Annotated in this window: 13 protein-coding genes; 7 read left to right on the top strand and 6 right to left on the bottom strand. The window is 69.9% G+C overall.

The genetic code is table 11. The annotated features are described in order from the left end of the window. The first annotated feature begins 35 nt into the window (after positions 1 to 35). Positions 36 to 1,955, top strand: a complete 1,920-nt coding sequence (locus tag CEK68_RS13150; RefSeq protein ID WP_193314200.1) for an alpha-amylase family glycosyl hydrolase — start codon at positions 36 to 38, stop codon at positions 1,953 to 1,955. 340 nt (positions 1,956 to 2,295) lie between these two features. Here the strand turns inward: CEK68_RS13150 and CEK68_RS13145 are convergent, their stop codons facing one another. From CEK68_RS13145 to rsgA, 4 genes are all read right to left on the bottom strand, one after another. Continuing rightward, positions 2,296 to 2,979, bottom strand: coding sequence for a type 1 glutamine amidotransferase domain-containing protein (locus CEK68_RS13145; RefSeq protein WP_152239642.1), 684 nt, complete (start codon positions 2,977 to 2,979; stop codon positions 2,296 to 2,298). A gap of 537 nt (positions 2,980 to 3,516) precedes the next feature. Continuing rightward, positions 3,517 to 4,299, bottom strand: coding sequence for a hypothetical protein (locus CEK68_RS13135; RefSeq protein ID WP_152239640.1), 783 nt, complete (start codon positions 4,297 to 4,299; stop codon positions 3,517 to 3,519). A gap of 283 nt (positions 4,300 to 4,582) precedes the next feature. Continuing rightward, the gene (locus CEK68_RS13130) at positions 4,583 to 5,827 is read right to left on the bottom strand and encodes a flavohemoglobin expression-modulating QEGLA motif protein (RefSeq protein WP_152239639.1); all 1,245 of its coding nucleotides are present in this window, start codon (positions 5,825 to 5,827) and stop codon (positions 4,583 to 4,585) included. Between the two features lie 8 nt (positions 5,828 to 5,835). Next, a complete protein-coding gene (gene rsgA / locus CEK68_RS13125; protein ID WP_152239638.1) occupies positions 5,836 to 6,963 on the bottom strand; it encodes a ribosome small subunit-dependent GTPase A in 1,128 nt (375 codons plus the stop codon). Positions 6,964 to 7,271: 308 nt separating this feature from the next. Between rsgA and CEK68_RS13120 the strand changes: the two genes are divergently transcribed. The 3 genes from CEK68_RS13120 (at position 7,272) to CEK68_RS13110 (ending at position 10,013) form a co-directional block, all read left to right on the top strand. Continuing rightward, positions 7,272 to 8,549 (top strand): pyridoxal phosphate-dependent aminotransferase, encoded by a 1,278-nt coding sequence (locus tag CEK68_RS13120; RefSeq protein ID WP_148830455.1) that lies wholly within the window; start codon positions 7,272 to 7,274, stop codon positions 8,547 to 8,549. A gap of 93 nt (positions 8,550 to 8,642) precedes the next feature. Then, positions 8,643 to 9,284 carry an SGNH/GDSL hydrolase family protein gene (locus tag CEK68_RS13115; protein ID WP_152239637.1) on the top strand — a complete coding sequence of 214 codons (642 nt, stop codon included), beginning with the start codon at positions 8,643 to 8,645 and terminating at the stop codon, positions 9,282 to 9,284. Between the two features lie 57 nt (positions 9,285 to 9,341). Beyond that, positions 9,342 to 10,013, top strand: a complete 672-nt coding sequence (locus tag CEK68_RS13110) for a methyltransferase domain-containing protein (RefSeq protein ID WP_017910897.1) — start codon at positions 9,342 to 9,344, stop codon at positions 10,011 to 10,013. Positions 10,014 to 10,694: 681 nt separating this feature from the next. Here the strand turns inward: CEK68_RS13110 and CEK68_RS13100 are convergent. After that, complete coding sequence (locus CEK68_RS13100; RefSeq protein WP_193314199.1) at positions 10,695 to 11,486, bottom strand: polysaccharide deacetylase family protein; 792 nt, start codon at positions 11,484 to 11,486, stop codon at positions 10,695 to 10,697. A 43-nt stretch (positions 11,487 to 11,529) separates the two neighbouring features. On the opposite strand from CEK68_RS13100, the gene grxD reads away from it, so the two are divergent. Continuing rightward, on the top strand, positions 11,530 to 12,456 hold the full coding sequence (gene grxD / locus CEK68_RS13095; RefSeq protein ID WP_152237755.1) for a Grx4 family monothiol glutaredoxin: 927 nt from the start codon (positions 11,530 to 11,532) through the stop codon (positions 12,454 to 12,456). Positions 12,457 to 12,851: 395 nt separating this feature from the next. On the opposite strand, the gene CEK68_RS13090 is transcribed toward grxD, so the two are convergent. Continuing rightward, positions 12,852 to 13,397 carry a DUF924 family protein gene (locus tag CEK68_RS13090; RefSeq protein WP_152239636.1) on the bottom strand — a complete coding sequence of 182 codons (546 nt, stop codon included), beginning with the start codon at positions 13,395 to 13,397 and terminating at the stop codon, positions 12,852 to 12,854. Positions 13,398 to 13,560: 163 nt separating this feature from the next. Here CEK68_RS13090 and CEK68_RS13085 point away from each other — a divergent pair, with 163 nt between their 5' ends. Both CEK68_RS13085 and CEK68_RS13080 read left to right on the top strand, forming a co-directional pair. Next, positions 13,561 to 14,961, top strand: coding sequence for an amidohydrolase (locus CEK68_RS13085; RefSeq protein ID WP_017913208.1), 1,401 nt, complete (start codon positions 13,561 to 13,563; stop codon positions 14,959 to 14,961). Beyond that, entirely contained in the window at positions 14,958 to 16,247 is a 1,290-nt protein-coding gene (locus tag CEK68_RS13080; RefSeq protein ID WP_152239635.1) for an amidohydrolase family protein, read from the top strand. The genes CEK68_RS13085 and CEK68_RS13080 overlap by 4 nt, the downstream gene beginning before the upstream one ends. Positions 16,248 to 16,284: the final 37 nt, after the last annotated feature.

Genomic DNA, 16,284 nt, shown 5'->3' with positions numbered 1-16,284 from the left:
ATCCGCGCCCCACCGGGGGCGCGGCCAAGCCCCCCATGACCGCACCCGCTCCTTCCGCACTGTCCGCGCTCGCCCACACCCTGTGGCAGGCGCATCTGCAACCGGACGCCGCCGACGCAGTGCTGGCACGCCTGCAGCGTCACGGCGAACGTCTGTTGGCGCCTTTGCATGCGCTGTACGGCACGCATCCGGCCTTCGCGCAGTGGTTGCCGCAGTGGCTGACGCAATTGGCGGCCACCGCCAACGCGCGGCCGTCGGCGCTGCGCCAGCTCGATGCCGAGCGCGCGCCCGACTGGTTCGCCACCCCGGCGATGCTCGGCTACAGCGCCTATGTCGACCGCTTCGCCGGGACCTTGCATGGCGTCGGCGAACGCGTGCCCTACCTGCAGGAACTGGGTGTTCGCTACCTGCACCTGCTGCCGTTCCTGCGCGCGCGCGCCGGCGACAACGATGGCGGCTTTGCGGTCAGCGACTACGGCCAGGTCGAACCGCGGCTCGGCGACACCGACGATCTGGCGGCGCTGACCGCGCGGCTGCGTGCGGCCGGGATCAGCCTGTGCGCCGACTTCGTGCTCAACCACACCGCCGACGACCATCCCTGGGCGCTGGCAGCCAAGCGCGGCGATGCGCGGCATCTGGACTATTACCACCACTTCCGCGACCGCGACGCGGTGGATGCCTACGAGCGCACCCTGGGCCAGGTGTTCCCGCACACCGCCCCGGGCAACTTCACCTGGGTGCAGGACGCCGACGCCTGGTTGTGGACCACGTTCTACCCCTACCAATGGGATCTGGACTGGAGCAATCCGGCGGTGTTCGGCGAGATGGCGCTGGCGCTGCTGCGCCTGGCCAACCTGGGCGTGGAGGTGTTCCGCCTGGATTCCACCGCCTACCTGTGGAAGCGTCCCGGCACCGACTGCATGAACCAGCCGGAGGCGCACACGATCCTGCAGGCGCTGCGCGCGCTCACCGACATCCTGGCCCCAGCGGTGCTGCTGAAGGCCGAGGCGATCGTGCCGATGGCACAGTTGCCGCCCTACTTTGGCGACGGCGCCGCGCGCGGCCACGAATGCCACCTGGCCTACCACAGCACACTGATGGCGGCCGGCTGGGTGGCGCTGGCCGAGCAGCGCGGCGACATCGTGCAGGCGGCGATCGCGCAGACGCCCGCGCTGCCGCCAGCCTGTGGCTGGCTCAGCTACGTGCGCTGCCATGACGATATCGGCTGGAACGTGCTGCAGCGCGAGGCCGCCGGTGGCGATGGCGTCGCCCCGTTCGCGTTGGCGCGCATCGCCCAGTTCTACGCCGGCGACACAGCGGACAGCTACGCGCGCGGCGAAGCCTTCCAGAGCAGCGGCGAGGGCGTGCACGGCAGCAACGGCATGAGCGCGGCACTGACCGGCATCACGGCAGCGTTGGCCACCGATGATGCCGATGCGCTGGAACTGGGCGTGCGCCGCCTGGTGTTGCTGTACGCGGTGGCGCTGGCGATGCCAGGCATCCCACTGCTGTACATGGGCGACGAACTGGCCCTGGGCAACGACGAGGCCTACCGCAACGACCCGCTGCGCCAGCACGAAGGCCGTTGGCTGCATCGCCCGGACATGGACTGGGCACGCGCGGCGCAACGCCACGACCCCGACAGCCTGCCCGGCCAGGTCTACACCCGCCTGCGCGGGTTGATCGCCGCGCGTGCCGCCACTGCGGCACTGGCCGCCGACCAGCCGTTGCGTGCCGTGCCGCTGGGCGATCCCGCCCTGCTCGGTTTGGCGCGCGGCGAGGCGTTCGTGGCGGTGTACAACTTCAGCGCACAACCAATGGCGGTCGACGTCACCGATGCACTTGAAGGAGATGACTGGTCCACCATCGCCGATGGCGGCAACGACCCCGCCACCTTGGCGAACTGGAGCGGCATCCTGCCCGCGTACGGCCTGCGCTGGTGGCGGCGCAACTGAGCCGAAAACAGCCGTGGTCGCTGCACGCGCCACTGCCGCCATCTGCGCACGCTCCTGAGTGCCCGCAGTCGGGACTGAAGTCCCTTCCACAGGCGCGCACCCTGGCTGGCACGCGGCGGCACATCTACTAGGCCTCGTAGGGGTGGCTTCAGCCGCGACCGGCATCAGTGCGAACGCCCGTCGCGGCTGAAGCCGCTCCTATAGAGGACAAACGGCGAAGGCTACAAAAGCGGCACGAGGTTGCGCTTCAACCGCTACGTCATCACCCCAGCGCAAACCGAAGCACCTCGCGTACCGAAAATGGCAAGTTAGCCTTGCCATCATCGCGCTCGATGAGTGCTCACTTCCCGCGCAGCAACACCAACAATGCCTCGGCCGCCGCCTCGGACGAGGCCGGGTTCTGCCCGGTGACCAGGCGGCCGTCCTCGACCACGTGCACGCCCCAATCGGCGACCTTGCTGTACTGGCCGCCCAGGCGCTGCAGTTCGTCCTCCACCAGGAACGGCACCACGTCGGTCAGGCCCACCGCGGCTTCCTCGCTGTTGGTGAAGCCGGTGACGCGACGGCCCTTCACCAGCGGCGAGCCATCGGCCGCCGTCACCCGGCGCAGCACGCCCGGCGCATGGCAGACGAAGCCGATCGGCTTGTCGGCGCGTGCGAACGCTTCGATCAGGGCGATGGAATCGCGTTCGTCGGCCAGGTCCCAGAGCGGGCCGTGGCCGCCCGGGTAGAACAGCGCGTCGTAGTCGTCCACGCGCACCGATGCCAGCGGATGCGTGCTCGCCAGTTGCTGCTGCGCCGCCGGGTCGCCCTTGAAGCGGCGAGTCGCTTCGGTCTGCGCGTCCGGCGCATCGCTCTTCGGGTCCAGCGGCGGTTGCCCGCCCTTGGGCGACGCCAGGGTCAGTTCGGCACCGGCATCCTTGAACGTGTAGTACGGCGCGGCAAATTCTTCCAGCCAGAAGCCGGTCTTGTGGCCGGTGTCGCCAAGCTGGTCGTGCGACGTCAGCACCATCAGGATCTTCATGCGGATCTCCTTGTGAGGGGAAAGCGGCCATGCGGGGGCAGGCCGGGCGCCGCAGTATCGGCAGCCGTACATTCGCGGCGGGTGAGCATCGCGCACTGCGGTTCAGTTCACACACGCGATCCTGCAAGGCGGCCGAAGCCAGTCGCTACGGTGGCAGCCCAGCCGCTGCGGTGGGTCGCCCATTTTGTAAGAAAGCGGATAGCTGCCAGTTGAGCAGCCTGCGAACCACATGCAGGCGGCCTCCAGACACCAGACGAAGTCGCCCGCGTCCTGGGTCAGTCCATGCGTGTCCGGGCTACGCTGCATGCAGTGCGCGCCCTGTTCGACGTGAAATAGAACTGCAGGCCGAACGGCAGCGCGCCCTGGAATTCGCGGCTACCCAGATCCACCGAATGATGGCGTGGATGCCGATAAGGCGGGCGGCGCGATGCCGATGCGCCGCCACCCCATACGCACGCGACCAGGCATCGAACCCGACGTACTTCAGCCAGACACCAGACCACTCCGGCAACTCCATGGCCGGTATCGACCATGCCACTACTTCTTCACGACGGGGGTTTCCGGGAGACTCTGGACGACGTCACCCTTGTCATCAATAAAATCCAACGATGCCTTTCCAGCAGGCGTGACGGACATGATGATCCTGGGATTTCCTGAATCGTCCGCGAGAATCACCGCAGACGATTTTCCGCGAGTACGCCCGACAAAGAGCCTCTGTGTCTGCTCACCACCCGCGTCCTTCCACTGCTTCAACAGCGCATCCTTCTCCGGCCCATTCGGGGCCGCCAGATACTTTTCATACAGCCCTTCGTACTGCTTGGAAAGTCCGCGATCGAATACGGAAAGGCCGGTTTCCATGAAGCCGCCCTCCTCGTAGTGATGCAGGGCGATTTGCTGATCTCCGCCGAACCGATCCATCGAAAGATGCACGCCGCCACTGGGCTTTCCATCTTGACCGAGACTGCCGTCATAGATGAGCCCACCGACCTCGTCGCCCACGCCGTTATAGAACAGCATTCCGGGCATATTGCTTCTCTCGGTTTTCATGACCTTCCCGCCCATCACCGGATCGGGCAGCAAACCGCGGGCGGCCAACACCATGGACCTGGACCCGTCCTCGTTGACGATATTGATGCGCTTGACATCGATCTCGGAAAATACCTGCTTGCTGCCAGCGCCTCGGGCCCCCATCAGCATGAGCGTCAAAGGAAGGGCGAGCGCCACAGCCGAAAAAATCTTCAGAATTCGATTTTGCCTGCGCAACTGCGCGATGACGCCAGCCGCTCCCACGTCCCCACCCCTACCTTCCGTCGTCGACACGCGAGCCTCCTTATTGGCGATAAATGCGCGACCCAGCATAGGCACTTGATTCTTCTCCCTGCAAGCAAGACGGACATGAGCGAACCATCTTTCTTGCCAGAGAAATGCCTCGGACTTCTTTTCGTTTCTTCAAAAAACCAAACGGTCGACAGCCCGCACTACAAGTTTGCGATAGCCACAGGAACACTGCAGTCGCATTAGCCGCTTTGGATCGTCCACGCGACTGGTCGCTGCGAATGCCGCCGACCTCCCGCAGCGGCAGCTACTTCCTTCTGGAGCGCCTCTACTCCACCTGATCCATGCGAATCCGGTTGGCGAACAGCGAGAACGCCAGCATCCCGGCCAGACCGCTGGCGCGCGCGACCCACGTCGGCAACCAGCGCGGCGGCGCCAGGACGCCGGACTCGAACAGCGGCGCGAACGCGGCCACGTCCTCCAGCGCCATCTTGCCGGCGAACAGCCAGCGGCACAGCGGCAGCCGGTCGCGCTGCAGCGCCTGGCGGAAGAAGGTGTGCACCGACACCAGCCCGCGCAGGTACACCGTGTCCTTGGTGAATGCGGCGCCGCCGGTGGTCGGCACGCCGCGGAACACGCGCTGCGCCGAGGAGAAGCTCTCCGCAGGCGCCTGCCCGGCCGCATCGAAGTAGCGGAACACCTCGATGAAGTCGGCGCCGTCGCGGGCCAGCGCGATCGCCTCGATGCGCAGGCTGATCCGCTTCATGCGCTCGATGTCGATGCTGCCGGTGATCTGCTCGGCGAAGGTCGCCAGGCCTTCCTGGGTGGCGGTGGTGCGTGGCGAGGACAACGCCAGGCTCGGCAGCTGCGCCTGTTGCCGGCCGTTGAGCGCGGTCAGCGAATGCACCAGCGCCTCGTGGTGGAACAGTTGCGCGCGGTCGTAATCGCTGAAGTGCGCGCCGGAGCGCAGGCGGATGCGCTGCGCGCCGGCGGCGGCCTTGGCGAGCAGGTCCGGATCCAGTTCCACCGTGATCACCCGCGCGCCGAAGAACTCGTCCAGGTCGCGCTGCAGCAGCAGGCGCAACGCGGTGGCCGACACCGGCACCTGCTCCTCGGCCGAAAACAACTCGCGGTCCAGCTCCTGGGCGATGCGGATGAAATGGCCGGCGGCCTCGCGGGTGGTGGGCCCGTGGCCGGGCATCGGGTCGTCCGGCACGCCGAACAACTGCGCCGAATAAGTGCCCACTGCCGGCGTGCCCAGCGCTTCGAGCAGGGCGGCGGCCAGATCCCAGCTGTGCACCGAGGCCTGCAGGTAGGCGCCGAGCGGATGTGCCGGATCGGCGGCCTCGGCGATCGCCGCCAGCTCGCGGCGGGTGTCGGCGAAATCCAGCCTGGGGTAGTCCACCTGCGGCAGTTGCGGCTGGCCGCGCGCCACGCTCTCCAGGAACGGCGCCTGCAGCGCCACCGGCCAGCTCGCCAGGGCCAGCAGGCGGATGCCGCGCACCGCCTTGACCAGCCGCGCGTCGAGCGCGGCGTGGTGGCGGATCTCGGCCGGCAGCGCGCGCTTGGCCACGGCCGGCGTCAGCGGCGCAGGGTGCGCGGCGGCGGACGCTTGCCGCCAGGTTTGCCACCACTTGGCTTGCTACCGCTAGGCTTGCCGCCGCGGCCGGCGGCCGCGTTCTGCGCCTGGCGCTGCGCCAGCTTGCCGGCGGCGCCGGCGACCTCGTCGCGCAGCTTCAGGTAATTGGCCAAGCGCGCCTCCTCGATCTCGCCGCGCTCGATCGCCGCCTGCACCGCACAGCCCGGCTCGGCCTGGTGCGCGCAGTCGTTGAAGCGGCACTGCGCCGCCAGCGCCTCGATGTCGGCGAAGCCGCCCTCGGCCAGGTCTTCCTCGCCGGTGGGCTTGAGTTCGCGCATGCCCGGCGTGTCGATCAGGCAGGCGCCGGACGGCAGCGGCAGCAGCGCGCGATGGGTGGTGGTGTGGCGGCCGCGCGAGTCGGTGGCGCGCACCGCCGCGGTGCGCATCTTCTGCACGCCGAGCAAGGTGTTGGTCAGGGTGGACTTGCCGGCACCGGACGAGCCGACCAGCACCGCGGTCTGCCCCGGCCCCAGCCACGGCCGCAGCGCGTCGACACTGTCGGCCTGGCGGGCGTTGACCGTGAGCAGCGGGATCGACTGCGCCGCCAGTTCCTCCAGCACCGCCAGCGCGTCGGCGGCGTACTCGGTGAGGTCGGCCTTGGTCAGCACCACCACCGGCGCTGCACCGCCGCCGCCCACCAGCAGCAGATAGCGCTCGATCCGGCGCGGATTGAAGTCCGCATCCAGGCCGCAGACGATGAACACCGTATCGATGTTGGCCGCGATCACCTGCTGGTGGTAGTGCTCGCCGGCGGCGCCGCGCTTGATCGCGGTGCGCCGCGGCAGCAAGGCGACGATGCGCGTGTCCTCCAGCAACACCCAGTCGCCGACCGCGGCGCGCTCGTGGCTGGGAAAGCGCGGCCGCTGCCAGTCCGGCAGCGATTCGACCTTGAATCCGGTGTCCACCGCATCGGCGACCACATAGCCGGTGCGGTGCTGCTCCACCACCCGCGCCGGCCGCGCCTGCGGATGCGCGTCGAACAGCGCGCGCCAGGCCGGCTCCTCGGGCAATCCGGGCCAGGGCCAGCCGATGGGGCGCAACGCGTCGAAGTCGATCGGGGAGGTGGTCATGAGCGGATTCTAGAGGGTGCGCCGCGCCCAGAGGTGAGCGCAGGGCGGCCACTGGGACACGCGCAGGGCGGCGCCTTGCGTGGTTGGCCCGCGCCGCAGGCGGCGCCCCGGGAGTCGCCAGCAGCAGCGTATGACCCGCGCGACACGTGTGTGGCCGCCACACGGGCCAGCCATCGCGCCACGCCCGTCGCAGCGCCAAGCGTGGCGGCCGGGCGCCGTAGACGACCCGCTACCACGGCGCCCCACCGCCCCGCCGCGGTGTCACATTTCCGCTACCATGCAGGTCCCACGCCCCACCGGCCAATGCGATGCCCACCCTGCCGATCAAGCCGCTCGCGATCCGCGAACGCCTGTCCGAAGTCCGCTACGAGATCCGCGGCGAACTGGCACGGCGAGCCCGCGAGCTGGAGGCCCAGGGGCGCAAACTGATCAAGCTCAACATCGGCAATCCCGGCGCGTTCGGCTTCCGTGCGCCCGAGCACCTGCAGCGCGCGATCGCCGACGACATGGGCCGCACCGATCCCTATACCCACCAGCAGGGCCTGCCGGAGGCGCGCGAGGCGATCGCCGCGGCCTACGCCCGGCGCCAGCATCCGGACGCGCACCCGGACCGCATCTTCGTCGGCAACGGCGTCAGCGAGCTGATCGACCTGTCGCTGCGTGCGCTGCTCAACCCCGGCGACGAAGTGCTGGTGCCCTCGCCCGACTACCCGCTGTGGTCGGCCGCCACCATCCTCAACGACGGCCGCCCGGTGTACTACCGCTGCGCGCCGGAGAACGGCTTCCAGCCCGACCCGGTGGAGATCGAGACGCTGGTGTCCTCGCGCACCCGCGCCATCGTGCTGATCAACCCGAACAACCCCAGCGGCGCCAGCTACTCGCGGGCGCTGCTGGAGAAGATCGTCGCCATCGCGGTCAAGCACAACCTGCTGCTGATGGTCGACGAGATCTACGACCAGGTGCTGTACGACGAGGCGGAGTTCGTGTCGGTGGCACCGCTGGCCGGCGCGCATCCGTGCATCAGCTTCGGCGGCCTGAGCAAGGTGCACCGCGCCTGCGGCTGGCGCGTGGGCTGGGCGCTGCTGTCGGGCGACGCCGAGCGCGTCGGCGATTTCCGCAACGCCATGGACCTGCTCGGCGCGCTGCGCCTGTGCGCCAACGTCCCCGGCCAGTTCGCCATCGATGCCGCGGTCAACGGCCCAGACACGATCTCGCCGCTGTGCGCCCCGGGTGGACGCCTGTACGAAACGCGCCGCGCGGTACTCGAGGCCTGCGCGGCCAGCGAGCACCTGTCGCTTGTGCAGCCGGCCGGCGCGCTGTACGCGTTCCCGGCCGTGGTCGGCGCCGCCGCGCGCGGGTTCGACGACCACGCGTTCGCCCTGGAGCTGATGGAACAGGAAGGCGTGCTGGTGGTGCCAGGCTCCAGCTTCAACGTGCCCTACCGGCACCATTTCCGCGTCACCCTGCTGCCGGAGGCGGCGACGATGCGCGAGGTGTTCGCGCGCATCGACCGCGTGCTGGCACGCCGCGCCGAGGATGCCACCAAGGTGGTGCCACTGAAGCCGCGGGCGGCTGTGGGGCGGTGAGTGGGGAATGGGGAAGGGGGAATGGCAAAGCGTGCGTGCGCCGTTCCTGCGAGCGCGCGTCCCGGTGATGGGGCTGCCACTGGCGCCGCGTAGATGAGCCAGGCGCGTTTCGCCGCTGTCCAGCACACACCGCTGCGCTACCTGGCGCTGGGCGATTCCTACACGATCGGCGAAGGCGTGGATGCCGACGGACGCTGGCCGATGCAGCTGGCGGCGGCGCTGCGCCGCGACGGCATCGCCCTGGCCGATCCGCAGATCGTCGCCACCACCGGCTGGACCACCGACGAACTGGACGCCGGCATCGACACGGCCGCACCGCAGGGACCCTTCGACCTGGTGACGCTGCTGATCGGCGTCAACAACCAGTACCGCGGCTATCCGCTCGACGACTACCGCACGCAGTTCGACGCGCTGCTGCAGCGCGCAATCGGCTTCGCCGACGCGCGCCCGCAGCGGGTGCTGGCGGTGTCGATCCCGGATTGGGGCGTGACCGCGTTCGCACAGCCGCCCGCCCACGATCCGGCACGCATCGCCGCGCAGATCGACGCCTTCAACGCCGCCGCGCAGGCCTGCTGCGCCGCGCGCGCGGTGCGCTTCGTCGATATCACCGGCTGCAGCCGCGATGGCGGCGGCGACCCGGCGATGCTGGCCGCGGACGGGCTGCATCCGTCGGCGGCGATGTATGCGCGCTGGAGCGCGCGGCTGTTGCCGGCGGCACGCGATGCGTTAGCCTAGCTGGCGTACGCCCGCTGCCAAGGACCGACATTGCGCGACGCCAGCACCACCCAGCCCATGACCCGCCCGCAGGCCCTGGCCATCGCCCGCGCCTTCCTGCCCACGCATCCGCTTGGCAACCGCTACGACTACTACTACACACGCACCAAGCTGCGCACCGATCCGCTGTACCCCGGCGTGCTCGCCGCGCTGCGCGGCACCGACGCGCCGGTGCTGGACCTGGGTTGCGGGCTGGGCCTGCTCGCGCATGCGCTGCGCGCCGACGGCCAGCGCCAGCGCTACCACGGCGTGGACATCGACGCGGCCAAGATCCGCCGCGCCGGCGCCATCGCCGCCCGCAACGGGCTGCAGGACACGCATTTCGCGGTGGTCGACCTGGGCCAGTCCTGGCCCGAGCACCACGGCAGCGTCGCGATCCTGGACGTGCTGCAGTACCTGGACCGCGACATGCAGTCCAACCTGATCCGCAGCGTGGCGCGCATGCTCACGCCCGGCGCCAAACTGGTGATTCGCAGCGGCCTGGGCGATGCCAGCGGCCGCGGCCGCACCAGCCGCATCACCGACGTGCTCGCGCACCTGGCCGGCTGGATGCAGGAGTTGCCCAAGGCCTACCCCACCCGCGACAGCCTGCAGGCCCAGCTCGACGCCGCCGGCCTGCGCGCCAGCTTCGCGCCGCTGTACGGCAACACGCCGTTCAACAACTGGCTGATCGTGGCGGAACCGCGTTGACGTCGCAGCTGTCGCGCGAACTCCCGGTCTGCACGACCTTCTCGCCGATCGTGGCCCAGCGCGCGCGACAGCGAGCGCCCTCCGCGTCGGCGCGTTCCCCGCTGCAAGCTGCCATGCCGCCGCACAGCGGCATGGAGATGGCCTCCATGCACTGAAGGTTGCAGTGCGTGAAAGACGGCCTCTGGCGATTCCTGGCGGACGGTTTTTAGGTGTGCGATAGTCCGCCCGACCAGCCATGGACTCGGCAGAGGGACACATGGATGTTGCGCCACTACTGGCAACATTGCGAGGAATAGCTGCGGCTATTCGCTCACCGTCGCGGCGCCAGACCGCGGACGTGCGACGCGTCTTCGCGGACCGCACCGAGATGCACCAGTACTTCGACGCGCAGCACGCGGCAGGCTACGACTGCTTCGTCACTCGCCTGCGAGACGGCTGGGAGGTGCGCAGTTACAAGCGCACCAGATGAAAGCGCAGCCAGGCCTTGCGCCATGCTGCCTGCACTACATCTGCACGCGCCGGATGGTCATGCCTTCGCCGCATGCGCCGACTACTCCGTGCAGCGAGCGACAGATACCCCTCGGGGGCCTGTCGGCATGCCGCCCCGTGCATGGACACGGCCGCCGCAGTGTATGCGCATCGGCACCACGCCACAGCGCAAGCGGGGAAGCGCGTCCAGCCTCAGGTTGGGCAGATCGTCTCCAGCCCGCGCGCCTGCACAGCCTGCAACACCCCCTCCACGATCGCCGGATTGTGCCCGTGCGCCGCGCCCTCGTGCAGCAGCACGATGGCGCCGGGCTGCAGGTCGCGGGCGATGCGCGCGACGGTGACCGCGGGGTCGCAGCGCACACCGTCGAAGCCGCGCGCGCTCCAGGCCACCCGGGTCAGGCCATGCCGGCGCAACGGTGCGGCGACGAAAGGGTTGGTCATGCCCACCACCGAGCGGTACCAGCGCGGTGCGGTACCGGCGATCGCGGCCAGGGTCTGCTGCGCCTGGCCGATTTCCTGCGCCATGCGTCGCGGTCCCAGCGCCCAGAACCACGCCTGCGGATGATGCTGGCTGTGGTTGCCGATGCCGTGGCCGCGGCGCAGGATCTCGCGTACCAGTTGCGGGCGCGCGGCGGCGCGGGCACCGACCAGGAAGAACGTGGCCTTGGCCTGGTGGCGGTCGAGCAGGTCCAGGATCGCCACGGTGTCGTCGGAGGGGCCGTCGTCGATGGTCAGCCACACCCGCGGCGCGCTGCCGGGCAGGCGGTCCAGCACCGGCGCGTACAGCCGCGCCCGCGGCAGGAACACCGGCAACACCAGCGCCGCGTGCGACAGCAGCAGCGCCGGCAGGCCGACTGGCCAGCCATACGCCCACCACAGCCCCGCCACCAGCGCCTGCGAGGCCAGCGCCCAGGGCAGCCAGCGGTACGGGTGGCGCGGGATGCGATGCAGCGTTTCCGGAACTGTCATGCCCCATGATGCCATGCGGCGTAGAATGACCGGTCCGACTCTGCGACGACTGCCTGCCATGTCCCTCGACCCCGCCCTGCGCTCCCGTATCGAAACGCTGCTCAGCTCCAACCGCGTCGTGCTGTTCATGAAAGGCCAGCCGAGCATGCCGCAGTGCGGGTTCTCCGCCAAGGCGGTGGGCGCGCTGAACGAGCTCGGCGTCGACTTCGCCCACGTCAACGTGCTGGCCGACCAGGACATCCGCGAGGGCATCAAGGTCTACGGCGACTGGCCGACCATCCCGCAGCTGTACGTGGACGGCGAGCTGATCGGCGGCAGCGACATCATCCTGCAGATGGCCGGCAGCGGCGAGCTGAGCGAACTGCTCGGCGTGGCCGCGCCGGACCGCACCCCGCCGTCGATCACCATCACCGACGCCGCCGCCGAGATGCTGCGCGGCGCGCTGGCCGACGCCCCGGGCGCGAGCCTGGCGCTGGCGATCGACGCGCAGTTCCAGCCGAACTTCCAGCTGGCGCCGACCGATCCCAACGCCATCGCTGCCGAGTCCAACGGCCTGCGCGTGCAGTTCGACCTGGGCAGCGCGCGCCGCGCCGACGGCATCACCATCGACTGGGTGGACGACATCCGCGGCCGCGGCCTGGCCATCGACAACCCCAATGCGCCCAAGCCGGTGCAGGACCTCAGCCCGCGCGACGCCGACGACCAGGTACGCGCCGGCGGCCTGCTCCTGGTGGACGTGCGTCCGCCGGAAGAGCGCGCGGTGGCAGCGGTCAATGTGCCGTTCCGCACCCTCGACGGCGAGCAGCGCGCGCAACTGGAAGCGCTGCCGAAGGACACCGCGCTGGCCTTCCTGTGCCACCGCGGCGGTCGCAGCGCGCAGGCGGCCGAGCATTTCCGCTCGCTTGGCTTCAGCAAGGTGCACAACGTGGTCGGCGGCATCGACGCCTGGACCGACCAGGTCGACGGCAGCGTGCCGAAGTACTGAGCCACGCACCTCGTGGGTTGCGTCCCGTGCGGACGCGCCGAAAGGGCGATCGAGCGATCGCCCTTTTTTGTGCCTGCACGCCGCGATCGGCACAGGAGCGCAAACACGTAGAAGCTTGGCGTGCTGGCGGCAACATGAACTCCGGCGATCTCCTGTGGGAGAGACTTCAGTCCCGACTGCAATGAGGTCGAATGCACCGATGGCTCGTCGCGGCTGAAGCCGCTCCCACAAGAGACACACTCCTTGTCTCCGGTACGCGTACCAGGCGAATGCTGGCGGCCGCGCCAACTGCCTGGTGACTCCCTGTGGGAGGGACTTCAGTCCCGACTGCAATGACATCCGATGCGTCACTGGCTACGCTGCCATGACGCAGCGAACGCGCAGGCCCCCTTCCCTCACCCGGCAAACCCACCCGCATCCAGGAACGCCTGCTCTTCGGCTGTCGTCGTGCGCCCCAGCGCCATATTGCGGTGCGGGAAACGACCGAAGCGCTGGATCACGTCTTCGTGCACCACCGCCCACTGCAGCGACTCCGCATCGCCGAGCGCGCTGAACAGCTCCACCGCCTGGCGCTGCCGCGCCGCGTCCTCGGCATGCGTGTAGGGCAGGTAGAAGAACATCCGCAGTTCCGCGTCGGTCTCCTGGTCGAACCCTGCCGCCAGCGCCTGGTCGGCATAGCGGCAGGCCAGGCCGTCGGTGGCGAAGGCGTGCGCGCTGCCGCGGAACACGTTGCGCGGCACCTGGTCGAGCAACAGCAGCAGCGCCAGCGCGCCTTCGGCGTCGGTCAGCCAGTCGCTGCGTTCGCCGCGCGCGGCGGCGTGATGCGCCTCCAGCAGGTGCTGGCGGACATTGGCGTCGAAGGAGTCGTTGGCGGCGAACCAGCGTTCGCGGCCGGCACTGCGCCAGAAGTCCACGACGGTGCGCGCAGGGGTGTCGGTCATTGCGGTGTCCATGGGCGAGAATCGCGCTGCATAACAGGTTCCGCGTCGCGATTCGGTGCAGCAAGGCGTGCCGATGCCGCACCCGCACTTGGCAAGCGCGCCGGCTCGGGCTAGCGTGCGGGCACGGCCGCAAGGGCCGGATTCATCTTCCGGGGAAAATTCGATGCGTCATCTGTTGCTCGCCTGCCTGGGCGTAGCGTTGTGCGGCCCGGCCGCCGCGGCCTCGCGTTTCGTCGACGATCCCTATCCCAGCACCTATCGCGCGCTGGCGTCGGTGCCGGTGCTGATCGAACACGCCACCGTGCTCACCGGCACCGGCGAGCGCCTGGACGATGCCGACGTGCTGCTGCAGGACGGCCGCGTGCAGGCGGTCGGCCGCGCGCTGGCCGCGCCGGCCAACGCCACCCGCATCGACGGCCACGGCAAGTGGGTCACGCCCGGCATCATCGACGTGCACTCGCACCTGGGCGTGTATCCCAGCCCGGGCGTCAGCGCGCACAGCGACGGCAACGAGGCGACCGCACCGGTGACCCCGAACGTGTGGGCCGAGCATTCGATCTGGCCGCAGGATCCCGGCTTCGGCACCGCGCTGGCCGGTGGCGTCACCGCGCTGCAGGTGCTGCCCGGCTCGGCCAACCTGGTCGGCGGCCGCGGCGTCACCCTCAAGAACGTGCCGGCCACCACCTACCAGGCGATGAAGTTTCCCGGCGCGCCATGGGGCCTGAAGATGGCCTGCGGCGAGAACCCCAAGCGGGTGTACGGCGAGAAGGGCGGCCCGTCCACGCGCATGGGCAACGTCGCCGGCTACCGCGCCGCCTTCATCGACGCCAGCGAATACCTGCGCAAGAACGCGCCCAAGCAGAAGAGCCCGCCCAAGCGCCACTGGTGGAGCCGCGGCAACGGCGACAACGACAGCAGCGGCGACAGCGGCGGCAAGCGCGACCTCAAGCTGGACACGCTGGCCGGCGCCATCAATGGCGACATCCGCGTGCACATCCACTGCTACCGCGCCGACGAGATGACCACCATGCTCGACCTGGCCAAGGAGTTCGGCTTCAAGATCGCCGCCTTCCACCATGGCGTGGAGGCCTACAAGATCGCCGACCGCCTGGCCCAGGAGAACGTCTGCGGCGCGCTGTGGGCCGACTGGTGGGGTTTCAAGATGGAAGCCTTCGACGGCATCCAGGAGAACATCGCCCTGGTCGACCGCCCCGCCAACGGCTGCGCGATCGTGCACTCGGATTCGGAGGAAGGCATCCAGCGGCTCAACCAGGAAGCGGCCAAGGCGATGGCCGCCGGCCGCCGCGCCGGCATGGACATCCCGCCCGAACGCGCGATCCGCTGGCTGACCAGCAACCCGGCCAAGGCGCTGGGCATCGACAGGCAGACCGGTTCGCTGGAGCCGGGCAAGATGGCCGACGTGGTGCTGTGGAACGGCAACCCCTTCAGCTCCTACGCCCTGGCCGACAAGGTCTACATCGACGGCGCGCAGGTCTACGACCGCGCCGACCGCCGCCTGCAACCGACCTCCGACTTCATGCTCGGCCAGGAGGCTGCCCGATGAGCCGCGCCCTACCCTCGCCCCACCGCCTGGCGCTGCGCCTGGCCCTGGCCGCCTGCCTGCTGCTGGGCAGCGCGCCCGGGTTCGCCCAGGACGTACTGATCCGCGGCGCCACCGTGCACACCGCCAGCGCCCGCGGCACCCTCGCCAATGCCGACGTGCTGGTCCAGGGCGGGGTGATCCGCGCGGTCGGCCCCGGCCTGAGCGCGCCGACCGGCGTCGCCGTGGTCGAGGCCAAGGGCCGGCCGCTGACCCCGGCGCTGTTCGGCGGCATTACCGAGATCGGCATCGAGGAAGTCTCCGGCGAGGCCTCCACCGTCGACAGCACGCTGACACTGCCGCACGAGCAGCCGATGCGCCCGGAGTTCGACGTGACCCTGGCCTACAACCCCGAATCGGTGCTGATCCCGGTCGCACGGGTGGAAGGCATCGGCTTCACCGCGCTCGGCGCCAACACCGGCGGCGCCTTCGTCGCCGGCCAGGGCGCGGTGATGCGCCTGGACGGCGGCGCCGACCCGATCGGCCCGCGCGCGCTGTACCTGCACCTGGGCAGCGATGCGCTGGAACTGAGCGGCAAGTCGCGCGCGGCGCAGTGGATGCTGCTTGACCAGTTGGTGGCCGAAGCGCGCGGGCGCATGCCCGCCGATTCGCCGCATGCGCTGCTGACCCCGGCCGGACGCGCGGTGCTGGCGCGCTATCTCGCCGGCCAGGGCCGCATCGTAGTCACGGTGAACCGCGCGGCAGACATCCGCCAACTGCTGCGTTGGGCACAACGCGAGAAGGTGCGCATCGCCATCGCCGGCGGCGACGAGGCCTGGAAGCTGGCGCCGGAACTGGCGAAGGCGCAGGTGCCGGTGTTCGTCAACGCGCTGGACGACCTGCCGGCCAGCTTCGACCAGATCGGCGCCACCCTGGAGAACGCCGCGCGCCTCAACGCCGCCGGCGTGGCGGTGAGCTTCACCCAGGGCGGCGACGGCGCGCACAACGCGCGCAAGCAGCGGCAGCTGGCCGGCAACGCGGTCGCGCACGGGCTGCCGTGGGACGCCGCCCTGGCCGGCCTGACCCGGGTCCCGGCCGAGGCCTTCGGCGTGGGCGATCGCCTGGGCAGCATCGCCCCGGGCAAGCTTGCCGACCTGGTGCTGTGGGAAGGCGACCCGCTGGACGTGGCGCACTACGCCGAGCAGGTCTGGCTGGGCGGCCGCGCCATGCCGATGCGCTCGCGGCAGACCGAACTGCGCGACCGCTACATGCAGCAGAACGGCGCGCTGCCGAAGGCGTACACGCACTAAACCGCGTCGAGCACGCCGGGACGGCATCGCACTGACG

Source organism: Xanthomonas sp. LMG 12461 (assembly GCF_009192935.1).
Taxonomy (GTDB): domain Bacteria; phylum Pseudomonadota; class Gammaproteobacteria; order Xanthomonadales; family Xanthomonadaceae; genus Xanthomonas_A; species Xanthomonas_A sontii.
Note: the sequence above shows the minus strand (reverse complement) of the source record. Positions and strands in the feature narration are given on the sequence as shown.